This is a genomic window from Luteimicrobium sp. DT211, assembly GCF_049844995.1.
Classification (GTDB): Bacteria; Actinomycetota; Actinomycetes; order Actinomycetales; family Cellulomonadaceae; genus Luteimicrobium.
The window spans coordinates 460,852-473,061 of sequence record NZ_JBNCMC010000001.1 but is presented as its reverse complement, the minus strand read 5'-3'; the positions used below and the strand labels follow the sequence as shown (position 1 = coordinate 473,061).

The 12,210-nt window shown below is 75.4% G+C and carries 11 protein-coding genes; 2 read left to right on the top strand and 9 right to left on the bottom strand.

Annotated features, from left to right (window positions below):
* Positions 1-10: 10 nt before the first annotated feature.
* A complete protein-coding gene (locus ACLQ14_RS02155; protein ID WP_425809397.1) occupies positions 11-925 on the bottom strand; it encodes a LysR family transcriptional regulator in 915 nt (304 codons plus the stop codon).
* Between the two features lie 77 nt (positions 926-1,002).
* On the opposite strand from ACLQ14_RS02155, the gene ACLQ14_RS02150 reads away from it, so the two are divergent.
* Positions 1,003-1,701, top strand: a complete 699-nt coding sequence (locus ACLQ14_RS02150; protein WP_425809395.1) for an aspartate/glutamate racemase family protein — start codon at positions 1,003-1,005, stop codon at positions 1,699-1,701.
* Positions 1,702-1,806: 105 nt separating this feature from the next.
* On the opposite strand, the gene ACLQ14_RS02145 is transcribed toward ACLQ14_RS02150, so the two are convergent.
* Positions 1,807-2,061: a hypothetical protein gene (locus ACLQ14_RS02145; protein ID WP_425809393.1), complete on the bottom strand. Its 255-nt coding sequence runs from the start codon at positions 2,059-2,061 to the stop codon at positions 1,807-1,809.
* Between ACLQ14_RS02145 and ACLQ14_RS02140 the strand changes: the two genes are divergently transcribed.
* Positions 2,060-2,407: a hypothetical protein gene (locus tag ACLQ14_RS02140; RefSeq protein ID WP_425809391.1), complete on the top strand. Its 348-nt coding sequence runs from the start codon at positions 2,060-2,062 to the stop codon at positions 2,405-2,407. The genes ACLQ14_RS02145 and ACLQ14_RS02140 overlap by 2 nt on opposite strands.
* A 13-nt stretch (positions 2,408-2,420) precedes the next feature.
* On the opposite strand, the gene ACLQ14_RS02135 is transcribed toward ACLQ14_RS02140, so the two are convergent.
* The 7 genes from ACLQ14_RS02135 to ACLQ14_RS02105 form a co-directional block, all read right to left on the bottom strand.
* On the bottom strand, positions 2,421-2,807 hold the full coding sequence (locus ACLQ14_RS02135) for a hypothetical protein (RefSeq protein ID WP_425809389.1): 387 nt from the start codon (positions 2,805-2,807) through the stop codon (positions 2,421-2,423).
* Complete coding sequence (locus ACLQ14_RS02130; protein ID WP_425809387.1) at positions 2,804-3,424, bottom strand: TetR/AcrR family transcriptional regulator; 621 nt, start codon at positions 3,422-3,424, stop codon at positions 2,804-2,806. Before ACLQ14_RS02130 ends, ACLQ14_RS02135 begins: the two co-directional genes overlap by 4 nt.
* A gap of 36 nt (positions 3,425-3,460) precedes the next feature.
* Positions 3,461-4,135: a pyridoxine/pyridoxamine 5'-phosphate oxidase gene (locus tag ACLQ14_RS02125; RefSeq protein ID WP_425809385.1), complete on the bottom strand. Its 675-nt coding sequence runs from the start codon at positions 4,133-4,135 to the stop codon at positions 3,461-3,463.
* Positions 4,136-4,179: 44 nt separating this feature from the next.
* Positions 4,180-7,182, bottom strand: coding sequence for an FAD-binding and (Fe-S)-binding domain-containing protein (locus tag ACLQ14_RS02120; protein ID WP_425809382.1), 3,003 nt, complete (start codon positions 7,180-7,182; stop codon positions 4,180-4,182).
* Between the two features lies 1 nt (position 7,183).
* Positions 7,184-8,521: an APC family permease gene (locus ACLQ14_RS02115; RefSeq protein WP_425809380.1), complete on the bottom strand. Its 1,338-nt coding sequence runs from the start codon at positions 8,519-8,521 to the stop codon at positions 7,184-7,186.
* Positions 8,522-8,589: 68 nt separating this feature from the next.
* A complete protein-coding gene (locus ACLQ14_RS02110; protein WP_425809378.1) occupies positions 8,590-10,071 on the bottom strand; it encodes an FAD-binding oxidoreductase in 1,482 nt (493 codons plus the stop codon).
* 194 nt (positions 10,072-10,265) lie between these two features.
* The gene (locus tag ACLQ14_RS02105) at positions 10,266-12,176 is read right to left on the bottom strand and encodes a heavy metal translocating P-type ATPase (RefSeq protein WP_425809376.1); all 1,911 of its coding nucleotides are present in this window, start codon (positions 12,174-12,176) and stop codon (positions 10,266-10,268) included.
* Positions 12,177-12,210: the final 34 nt, after the last annotated feature.

Below are 12,210 nucleotides of genomic sequence, written 5' to 3'. Positions count from 1 at the left end.
TCCCACCGCGTCACCCTCGGCGCAGGGCGCCCAGCAGCGCGGCGACCGCGGGGACCCGCTCGACTCCCGCGCGGTGGACGGCGTGCAGGCTGCGGCCGTCGAGGCCCTCCACCGCCCTCGTGGTGACATCCGGGTGCCGGTAGGCCTCCAGCGCGGTGCGGGGCAGCGCGGCGACCGCGAGCCCGCGCGCCACGAGCTGCTGCACGACGACGTAGTCGTCCGTCTCGTGCCGGACCCGCGGCACGAAGCCCGCGGCGGCCGCGGAGGCGACGAGGTGCTCGCGGCAGCGGACGCACCCGGCGACCCAGTCGTCGTCGGCGAGATCGACGAGGCGGAGGGCCGACCGGTCCGCCGCGGGGTGCGCCGCGGGCAGCACGACGTCCACGGGGTCGACGCCCAGCGCCAGGCCCTCCAGGTCCGCGGGGACGCCGGGCGACTCGGCGTACCCGAAGGTCAGCGCGACGTCGACCTCGCCCGCGCGCACCAGCTCGACCGCCTCGGGCGGCTCCGCCTCGACCAGCCGCACCTCGACGCCCGTCGCGGTCGCGAGGCGCTCCAGCGCGGGCGGGACGAGGACCGCCAGCGCCGACGGGAACGCCGCGAGCCGCACCGTCCCCGCGCCCAGCGCGGCGAGCTCGCCGACCTCGCGCGCGGCCGCGTCCAGGTGCGCCGCGATGGCGTCCGCGTGCACGACGGCGGCCCGCCCCGCCTCCGTGAGCGTCACCCCACCGCTGTGGCGGAGCACGAGCGGGGTGCGGGCGCTGCGCTCGAGCGCCTGGAGGTGCTGCGAGACGGCGGGCTGCGTCCAGCCGAGCGCCCGGGCGCCCGCGCTGATGGAGCCCGCCTGCGCCACGGCGCGCAGGATGAGGAGGCGGCGGGGGTCGAGCGGGGAAGGTCCGTCGGGGGCCGGGGGGACGCTCGTCATGGTCCAAGCATCGCTTATGCCCGCGCCTACGAGCACGGGGATTCCGTGATGGCAACCCGAGCGGCCATCGTGGACCCATGACGACCCTCGGCATCCTCGGCGGCATGAGCTGGCACTCGACCTCGGAGTACTACCGGCTCCTCAACACCGCGGTCGCCGAGCGCCTCGGCGGCCACCACAGCGCTCAGCTGCTGCTCGCGTCCGTCGACTTCGACGACGTGCGACGCCTCCAGGTCGACGGCGACTGGGACGGCGCGGGCGCCCTGCTCGCGGACCGCGCCGTCGGGCTGGAGCGGGCCGGGGCGGACGCCGTCCTCATCGCGACGAACCTCATGCACAAGGTCGCGCCCGCGGTCGAGGCCGCCGTCGGCGTGCCGCTGCTGCACATCGCCGACGCCGTCGCGGACGCCGCGCGGGCGCGCGGGCTCGGGCGGCTCGGGGTCATCGGCTCGGGCTGGGTCATGACAGAGGCCTTCTACGGGGAGCGGTTGGGCCGGCACGGGATCGAGGTCGTGCGGCCCGCGACCGGGTGGGCCGACGACGCCGCGACCGTCGACCGCGTCGTCTTCGACGAGCTCACGCGAGGTGAGGTCCGCGCGGAGTCGAGGGACGCCGTCGTGGGGGTGCTGCAGCGACTGGCCGACGCCGGCGCCGAGGGCGTCGTGCTCGGCTGCACCGAGCTCGACCTGCTGCTCGACGAGGACGTGTCCCCCGTGCCGCTCGTCGACTCGACCACCGCGCACGTCGACGCGGCGGTCCGCTTCCTCCTGACGTGACGCCCGCCCCGTCCGGCCCACCTATCGCCGAGTACGAGGGTTTCCCGCGAGTACGAGGAGAATTCCCTCGTACTCGCGGGAAACCCTCGTACTCGGCGGGCTGTCTCAGCGGAGGCCGGCGTCGACGAGCTTCTCGAGAAGCGCCTGGAGCCGCCGCCGCTCCGCGCCGGTGAGCGTCGCCGTCGACGGCTCGAGCGCCGCGCGCACCTGGGCCGCACCGCGCTCGGCGAGGGCGCGCCCGTCGTCCGTCAGGTAGACCTCGACCCGGGTCGACCGGCGCCAGTCGTCGCCGGGGCGCTCTGGTACCTTCGGGCCGCCGAGGCACACGCGCGGCACCCCGGAGCATGAGGAGCACGGCATGGCCGCCGACGACATCCTGACCACCGCCCACCCCGCGCAGGCGCGCGACCTGACCTACGGCGTGTTCTCCGCCGAGGGCTGCGAGGTCAGGCCGCTCGACGAGTTCTCGGCGGAGATCGTGCGGGGCTCAGCTTCGATGACGGCGATGTTCGGTGCGCTCGCCGGCAAGAAGCGCCAGCACCTCAAGTACACGGTCAAGGTGTTCGCGGCGCCCGACGGGAACGGCTCCGTGGTCCGGCTCGACCGCGGCAACACGGGCGCCATGGCTGGCGCGGTCGGCGTCTCCCGGGCACGTCAGGCCTTCGCCGAGTGGCAGGGCCGCGTCGCCGCCGCACTGCCGCACTGACGCCCGGTCGGCGCTAGGGCTCCGACCGGTCCGGCTCGCGGAACGCGAGGACGGCCGCGGCCAGGAGGACGACGGCGCACGCGGCCTGCTCCACGACCATCCAGCCCGGCAGCGGCAGGAACGCGAGCACGGCGAGCACCGCCACGCACAGCACGGCAAGGACGATGCGGAGCCGCAGCAGAGCGCGGGCCTCGCGCCGGAGCGCGCCCTGCGCGAAGCGCAGCGTGAGGAACGCCGTGCCGGCGACGATCACGCCGCGGACCCATGCCTCGGGGGTGACGTGGTCGGGCGCGACGAAAGACAGGACGACCAGCGCGGCCACGGTCGCCAGACCGAGTGCCAGGTAGACCAGCACGAGGCGCCGGACCAGCGGCAGCCGAGACACGACGGTGGTGGTCATGAGAGGTCCTCCTTCGTTCCGCGGGCGGGTGCCACGGCGGCGTCGAAGAGGCGGACGGCCTCCTCGACGTAGTGGTCCAGGCCCGTGTCGGGGCGTTCGACGAGCCGGAAGGCCGCGCGGTCGACGACCGCGCGGATCGCCAGAGCCATGAGCTCGGCGTCGAAGTCACCGAGCTCGCCGGACGCCTGCCCGCCCGCGAGGATCCGGGCGAGCGGGGCCGTGGCGTCGTCGTCGAGCTCGCCGACCGGCCCGGCCCCGAAGAAGATCCGCTGCACGGCCGCGACGTGCTCGACGTGCTCGGCGACGAACCGGAGGTTCGCGTCGAGGTAGACGTGCAGCTTCTCGCGGGCGCTCCCGGCCGCGCGCAGCCGCTCCCCCATCACCGCCGCGCCGGCCTCGTACAGGGCGGCGACGACGGCCTCGTCGATGCCCTGCTTCGAGCCGAAGTGGTAGAGGACGGTGCCCTTGGTGGTCCCGGCCCGGCGCGCGATCCGGTCGACCGACGCCGCGGCGTAGCCCTCCGCGTTGACGACCTCGACGGCGGCCCGGACCACGTCCTCCCGGCGCGCACGCCGGGTGCGGGTCAGCGTCGGTTCGGGCTGATTCTCTGACCACATGGTCAAATTCTAACCCAGGTGGTCAGCGCCGAGGGCTCAGGGCCAGAGCAGCCCGGCCCGCCACGGCCGCCCGACGGCGTCCCGCTCGTACGCCCAGCGGACCGCCCCGCCGCCGGTCACGGCCTGCCAGAACTCGACCCGGACGGCGTCGACCGCGTAGAGCGCCCAGGCCGGGTCGACCAGGTCCGGATCCGATCGCACGCGAGCCAGCGCGGCGTCGAACGCGGCCGCGAGCTCCGACCGCGACGCCAGCCGTTCGCTCTGGCCCCCCACGAGCGTCGCCGCGCGCGACGCCTCGGGGCGGGCCGAGAAGTCGGCCGCGGCGACGTCGTCGGGCAAGCGGCGGACCGTCCCCGACACCCGGACCTGGCGCCCGCGCGTCGGCCAGAAGAACGTCATCGCGGCGTGCGGGTTCTCCTCGGCGGCCCGCGCCTTGGGGCTGGTGCGGTGCGTCGCGAACAGCCAGGCGGCGTCGTCGGTGACGTCCTTGACGATGAGCGTCCGCGCCCCGACGACGCCGTCCGCGCCGGCCGTCGCGAGGACCGCGGCCTGGGGCGTCGGCGCGCCCGAGGCGAGGGCCTCGTCGAGCCAGGTCACGAACAGGGCGCGCGGGTCGGGCGGCGCGGCCGCAGGGTCGTGCTCGGGGTCGAAGCGCGGGAGGTCGGGCGGGAACGACGGCAGCGCGCGCAGGCGCTCACGGAGCTCGGTCACCCCACCATCCTCGCCCCGTCTCACCGAGATATACGGGCTGCCGTTTACCCCGGGGAGGGGCGGGTCACGCGCTCGAGGGTCACGACCACCGACTCGTACGGCTTGCCGGTGTCGTGCTCGAGCCCGAGCTCGCAGGTCCGGTTCCCGGACACCCAGGCGTCGGCTGCGACGCCCGCGACCTCCGCGGCCTCCTCGAGCGTCGCGGTCTCGGTGAGCTCGGGGTGCAGCATCCCGCGGTCGCCCGCAGTCCCGCAGCAGGTCGCGACGACGGGCTCGACCACGTCGTCCGCGACCGCGCCCGCGAGCGCCCGCAGGTCGTCGGCGATGCCGAGCGTGTGCATGGAGCACGTCGGGTGCACGACGACGGTGCCGAGCCTCGCGTGCTCCCCGAGCGCGGGCACGACCTCGCGCCGCACCCAGGTGGTGGCGTCGACGACGGTCAGGTCCGCGTGCAGGACCCGGTGCGCGTCGTCGAGGTGCGGCACGACCTCCGCCAGCACCCCGAGCGTGCACGACGCGGCGTCCACGACGACCGGCAGCCGCCCGCCGTCGGACCAGCGGTGCAGGTCCTCGACGAGGCGCGCCGCCATGAGCCGGTTGCCGGCGTCGAGGCCCTTGGACTGCCAGATCGTGGCGCAGCAGTCGTCGCCGAGATCACCCGGGATCCAGAGGTTCCTGCCGGCCCGCTCTGCCAGCGCGACGAGCGCCTGCGTCACGGTCAGCGTCCCGGCGCGCGAGCCCGGCGGCGGTCCGAAGATCCGGTTGATGCACGCGGCGAACAGGACGGCGTCGGCGGTCTGCTGAGTTGCGCGCGTCGCCGGGACACGCGGCGCGGGCCCCGGGATCGCGTTCAGCCACCGGGGCACCAGGTCCTCGCCGAGCAGCGCGCGACCGGCGTTGGTCGCGCCGGCCAACAAGGACTCCCCGACTCCACCTGCTGGCCCCAGCCCGCGCCGGACGACGTCCGCCGCCCCGACCGCGACCCGCGCCCCCGCGGCGCCCACGCCCCAGCGCCGCGCGAGTCCCTCGCCCACGCGCTGCGCCGTCGGCGACCACGAGTCCCGCCGCACCTGCTTCATGACGTGCCCGGTGTCGATGTCGACGGGGCACGCGATCGCGCACGACGAGTCGCCCGCGCACGTGTTCACGCCCGCGTACTCGTACTCGTCGACGAGCGCGGCCTCCACCTCGCCCGACCACCCCTGGCGCGCCATCTCGCGCTCCAGGACGATGCGCTGCCGCGGCGTCGTCGTGAGGTTCCGCGACGGGCACACGGGCTCGCAGAACCCGCACTCGATGCACCGGTCGAGCTCCGACCCGAGGGTCGGCATGGTCTTGAGGTCCCGGAACGCGACCTCGGGGTCGTCGCTCAGGAACACGCCGGGCGCGAGGATCCCGTGCGGGTCGAGGGCACGCTTGACCCGCCACATGTACCCGACGGCATCAGCGCCCCACTCGCGTTCGACGAACGGCGCCATGTTGCGCCCGGTGCCGTGCTCGCCCTTGAGGGAGCCGTCGTACCGGTCGACGACGAGCGCCACGAGGTCCGTCATGAACGCCCGATACGTGGCGACCTGGTCGGGCTGCGACGCGTCGAGGTAGAGGTAGAAGTGCACGTTCCCGGCTGACGCGTGCCCGTTCACCGCGCCCAGGAACCCGTGCTTCACGAGCAGCGCCTCGAGGTCGCCGCACGCGTCGGCGAGGCGCTCGGGCGGGACGACGACGTCCTCCGTGATGAGCGCGGTTCCCTCCGGGCGCGCCGCGCCGATGATCGCGAGCAGCCCCGAGCGCACGGCCCAGTAGCCGTCCGCGACGGCCGGATCGCGCGTGAAGTCCCCGCCCACCGCTCCCCCGACGTCGGGCCCGGCCCCCTCGCCCCGCCCGACGACGGCCCTCGCCCTCGCCTCGAACGCGGCCAGGGCTGCGTCGTCGTCCGCGCGGACCTCGGTGAGGATCGCGGCGTCGGTCGCGCCGGGGCCGAGGGAGGCGACCCAGTCGGGCGCCCCCGCCGTGCGGGCGGCGGCGCGCAGCGACGCGGCGTCCATGATCTCGACGGCCTCCGCGCCGGCCTCGTTGAGCCCGGGGACGACGGCCGCCGCGTCCTCCAGGGTCGCGAACCGGAACAGCGCGGTGGTGCGGAGGCGGCCGAGCGGGACGGTCCGCCAGACCGTGCCCGCGACGAACGCGAGCGTCCCCTCCGACCCGACGGCCAGCCCGCGGAGGGTCGCGGCGTTCGAGTCCTCGTCGAGGAACGCGTCGAGGTGGAAGCCGGACGTGTTCTTGATCGTGAACTTCCGGCGGATCCGGTCCGCGAGCGCCGTGTCCGCGCGCAGGTCGCGCCGGATCGCGTCGAGCTCCGCGCACAGTGCGGGCTCGGCGGCGCGCAGGCGCTGGTCGGCGTCGGGGGCGGCCGTGTCGACGACGGTCCCGGACACGAGGACGAGCGTCGCCGACTCGAGCGTGTAGTACGAGTTCCGCACGACACCGCACGTCATCCCGCTCGCGTTGTTCGCGACCACGCCGCCGATCGTCGCGGCCGCGGAGCTCGCCGGGTCGGGCCCGAGCTTGCGGCCGTGGCGGCGCAGCAGCGCGTTGGCGCGGGCGGTGATGTGGCCGGGCCGGGCGCGCAGCCGCACGCCCGACCCGTCGGCGTCGTCGAGCACCTCGGCGCCGGTGAAGTGCCGACGCACGTCCACGAGGACGTCGTCGGACTGGGACTGCCCGTTGAGGCTGGTCCCGCCCGCGCGGAACGTCAGCCCGTGCCCGCTCGCGCGCGCCCACCGGGCCAGGCGGACGACGTCGTCGGTGTCCCGGGCGACCACGACGACGCGCGGCACGAGCCGGTACGGGCTGGCGTCGGACGCGTAGCGCACGAGGTCCGTGGGGCTGTCGAGGACGGCGCGGTCGTCGCCGAGCAGGGCCCGCAGCTCGGCGGAGACGCGCGACCCCCGCGCGTCGAGCACCTCAGGATCGGCGCGGCCCGGCATCGGGGCCGCGGGCGGCCGGGCCAGACCGCGCCTGATGTCCGACCCGATCGACCCGCGCATCTCAGTCCTTCCGGCCTCGCCGTACGACGACGGTCACGCCGTACAGCACGACGCCCACCGCGACGATGATGCCGCCCCGCAGCCAGACCTGCGCGCTCTGCCGGGACATCAGCACGACGCACGACGCCGCCGCGAGCACGGGCAGGGCCGTCCAGGCGCGGAAGTGGTCGTGCTCGACGTGGTCGCGGCGCAGGACGAGGACCGCGATGTTGGTGCTGAGGAAGACCACGAGGAGCAGCAGGACGACCGTCTCGGCGAGCGTCGCGATGCTCCCCGTCGCGGTCAGGGCCATGGCGACGCCGGTCGTGACGACGATCGCCACCCAGGGCGTGCCCCGACCGGGCAGCACCTTCGCGAACACGGCGGGCAGCAGACCCTGCGCCCCCATCCCGTAGGCGAGCCGGCTCGCCATGATCATCGTGAGCAGCGCGCCGTTCGCGACCGCGACCAGGGCGATCAGACTGAACAGCCACGACGGGATGCCCACGCCCGTGGCGTGGATGACGGCGAGCAGCGGGCCGGTCGTGCCGGCGAGCTGGTCGGCGGGGAGCGCGGCCGACGCGGCCGTCCCGACCAGGACGTACAGCAGACCCGCTGTCCCGAGCGCCCCGAACAGCGCCCGGGGGTACGCGCGCGTCGGGTCCTTGACCTCCTCGACGACGTTCGCGCTCGTCTCGAAGCCCACGAACGAGTAGTAGGCGAGGAGGGCGGCGCTGAAGGTCGCCACGACCGGGCTCGTGCCGGCCGAGAACTCGGCGGCGCGGCCGAGGTCGCCGTCGCCCCGCCCGAGCATGATCCCCGCCGCCACGACGACGAGCACCAGGCCGGTCGTCTCGATCATCGTCATGACGAGGTTCGCGCGGACGGACTCCTTGATGCCGCGCGCGTTGATCAGCCCGACCAGCGCCAGGAAGATCACCGCCCCCAGCACCGACGGGACGTCGACGAAGGTCGCGAGGTAGTCCCCCGCGAACGCCAGCGCCAGGCCCGACGCGCTGACCACGCCCGCCGCCAGCATGCAGTAGCCCACGAGGAACGACACGGCCGGCGACCGGTAGGCGCGCTCGGCGAACACCGCCGAGCCACCGGCCCGCGGGTACTTCGTGACGAGCTCCGCGTACGACGCCGCGGTGAGGAGAGCCAGGAGCAGCGCCACGACCATCGGCGCCCACGTCGCCCCGCCGACCTTGCCGGCGATCTGCCCGACGAGCGCGTAGATCCCCGCCCCGAGGACGTCCCCGAGGATGAACAGGTAGAGCATCCTGCCGGAGATGTCGCGCTTGAGGCCCGACCGCGCGGCCTCCCGCTCGGTGCCGGTGTCGGCGTCCAGGCTCGCCATCACGTGAACGTACGGGCGGCCCCGGACCTAGGCAACCGGCCACGAGCCCGCCCGCGAGGTAGCGATGATCAGGCGGCGCGGCGCTCACCGACCGGGTGGTTGGCGACGATCCGGCGCTCCGGGTCGACGGCGTCGCGCACGGCGCGGAGGCGCGCGAGGGTCGGGTCGTCGTAGGCGCTGGCCGGGTCGAGCCCCTCCTCGACGAAGTTCGCATACGCCCGGCCGTGCGACCACGGCGCGAGCGCCTGGACCAGGCGCGCCGCGTCGGCACGCCCCTGGGCCGCGACCTCCGGCGTGGGCGCGACCGCGACCCCGAAGACGAGGAACGCGCCGTCGAGGTGGGTGAGCGCCCCGTCGGCGGGCCGGGCGAGCGCGCCGCCCAGCTGGCGGACCTCGGCCGACAGCAGGCTCGACCCGGATCCCGGGCCGGCCGCGGCGAGCAGCGCGTCGACGGCGTCGTCGGGCAGCCCGTCGACGAGCAGCGAGTCGGACACCGCCGGCGTCGGGCCCTCGGGGTCCATGTGCAGCCGCACGACGGCGCTCGCCGGGACCCGCGCGAACGTGTCCAGCTCCGGCTCGAGCGCGCGCAGGGGCGCGAGCGCCTCAGCAGCGCGCTCGTCGGAGTCGAGGACCGCGCCGTCGACGACGACGACCTGGCGGCCGCGCAGGAACGGCGGCAGCTCCGGCAGCGGCGGCACGTTGAGGAAGCGCAGCGAGGTGGTGATCTCGTCGGCGGCGTCGGGCGCCCACGTGGCCCACGTGCGCAGCACCTCGGCGCTGCGCGAGCCGTCCCACAGGAGCATCCCGGCGTGGACGGTGGGCAGCTCGAAGAGCTGCAGCTCGAGGGCCGTGACGACCCCGAAGCTGCCGCCGCCGCCGCGCAGCGCCCAGAACAGCTCGGGGTTCTCGTCCGCCGACGCGCGCACGGCCGACCCGTCCGCGAGCACCAGCTCCGCGGCGACCAGGCTGTGGCACGCGAGGCCGAGCGCCCGCGAGTATACGAACGTGCCGCCCCCGAGGGTGTAGCCGACCACGCCGACGTCGGGCGACGAGCCGTGCAGCGCGGCGAGGCCGTGCTCGGCCGCCGCGGTGACGACGGCGTCCCAGAGGACCCCCGCGCCGACGCGGGCGACGCGCCGCTCGGGGTCGATCGTGACGTCGTCGAGCGCGCCCGTACGGACGAGGACGACGTCGCTCAGGTCCTGCAGCGCGAGCGGCCCGGCGTTGTGGCCGGTGCCCTGCGCGGCGACCCGCAGCCCGGTCGCGCGGGCGGCCCGGACGACGGCGACGACGTCGTCGGCCGTGCGCGGCTCCGCGACGGCGGCCGGGCGCTGGTCGACCGCGACGTTCCACGGCAGCCGGGCGCCCTCGTAGGTCGGCGCGCCCTGCGGGTGGACGGGTGCGTCCGAGCCCTGCGCCGCGACGGCGGCCGCGAAGGCCGCGGTCCGGGCTGCGTCCGGGGTGGTGCGGGGGCCGTCGTCGGGGGTGGTGGCGGCGGTGCCGAGCGCGGCGGGTGTCGGCGCGGTCGTCCCGGTCGTGGGGAACGTCATCGGTCTTTCCTCTCGGGCTGTCGCGCGCCACGCGGTGGCGTAGCGCATACCCGTTCGGGAGGCCCTCGACGAACCGCGCGATACAGCGGGGGCCGATCTCACCCTGACCGGCTCGCGCCCTCGACCGACTTCCCCCGAGATAGCACCTTTCGCGCGAGGTAGTGCGTGCTCCGCGCTATCTCGAGCGAAGCGCGCTACCTCGGCGTCAGGACGCGGGGCGTCTCGTCGGCGGCCGCGTTCCGGACGACGGCGGCGGGCGGGACGGCGACCGCGTCCGCCCGACCGCGGGCGCGCAGGCCGTTGAGGATGGTCACGAGGTCGACGACCTCCTGCAACAGCGCGCCGATCACGGCGGGGATCACGCCGAACGCCGCGACGAGCATGAGGAACACCGACAGCCCGATGCCGATCCAGATGCTCTGCTTCGCGATCCCCACGGTGTCGCGGGCGATCCGGGCCGAGCGCGACACGTCGGAGACGCGGTCGTGGAGCAGGACGACGTCCGCGGACTGCGACGCCGCCGTCGAGCCGCGCGCACCCATCGCCACGCCGACGTCCGCGGCAGCGAGCACGGGGGCGTCGTTGACGCCGTCGCCGACCATGAGCACGGGCCGGGGGTCCGCCGACGACACGGCCGCGACCTTGTCGGCGGGCAGGAGCCCCGCCCGGACGTCGTCGATGCCGACCTCCGCGGCCACGTGGTCCGCGGTGACCTGCGCGTCGCCGGTGAGCATCATGACGTGCTCGACGCCGCCGTCCCGCAGGTCACGGATCGTGTCCGCGGCGTCCGGGCGCAGGGCGTCCGCGAGGACGACCGCCCCCGCGTACGCGCCGTCGACGGCGACGAGGACCGCGAGCTCGCCGGGCTCGAGCGCAGGCGTGGGCGCCTCCGGCGCGAGCGAGCGCACGTACCCGGCCTTGCCGACGACGACCGTCCGGTCGCGACCGGCGTCGTGCACCCGGGCCTCGACGCCGCTGCCGACGACCTCCCGCAGCCCGTCGGCCGCCGCGGGCGCGAGGCCACGGGCACGTGCCCCGGTGACGACCGCGTGCGCGAGCACGTGGGCCGACGCCTGCTCGGCGCTCGCCGCGAGCCGGAGCACCTCGTCCTCCGTGCGCCCCGCGGCGGGCACGACCCGCACGACCTCGGGGGCGCCGCGCGTGATCGTTCCGGTCTTGTCGAGCGCGACCGTGCGGATCCGCGCGAGCTGCTCGAGGGTCGCGGCCGTCTTGACGATGATGCCGTGGCTCGTAGCCCGGTTCGTGCCCGAGAGGAACGCGACCGGCGCGGCGATGAGCAGCGGGCACGGGGTCGCCAGCACGAGCACCTGCGCGAACCGCATCGGGTCGCCGCTGACCGCCCACGCCACCCCCGCGATCAGCAGGGAGACGGCGGTGAACGGCACCGACCAGCGGTCGGCGAGCCGGACGAAGTCGGGCCGGCTCTCCGCTGCTCCGCGGACGAGGTCGACGATCTGCTGGTACTGGGAGTCGCTGGCGCTCGCCGTCGCCCGCACCCGCACGAGCTCCGCCCCGACGACCGTGCCCGACAGGACGTCCTCGCTCGACGAGCGGGTCACCGGCAGCGACTCGCCGGTCAGCGACGACTCGTCGAAGACGCCCGTGGGCGAGACGAGCGTCCCGTCGACGGGGACGACCTCGCCAGGGCGGACCACCACGACGTCGCCCACCCGGACCTCGGCCGCGGGCACCCGGCGGAGCGTGCCGTCGTCGTCGAGGGTCGCCTCCTGCGGGCGGCCGGCGAGGAGCGCGGCGAGCTCGGCGGACGCGCGGTCGCTCGCGTAGTCCTCGAGCGCCTCGCCCCCGGTGAGCATGAGGACGACGACGAGGGCCGCCGCGAAGTCGCCCACCACCACGGTGCTGACGATCGCGACGACGGCGAGCACGTCGAGCCCGACCTTGCCGCGCACGAGGTCGCGGAGCATGCTCCAGGCCTGTCGTGCTGCCACCACCAGAGCGAACCCGGATCCGAGCCAGCGGGCGGCGTCGTCGGCGCCCGCGAGCCACAGGGTGGCGGTGACCAGCCCCGCGACGATCGTCGCGACGACCAGCGGATACCGGCGCAGCGAGACGAGGAAGTTCATGCCTCCATTCTCGCTTTTCTGAATGTTTGCCGCT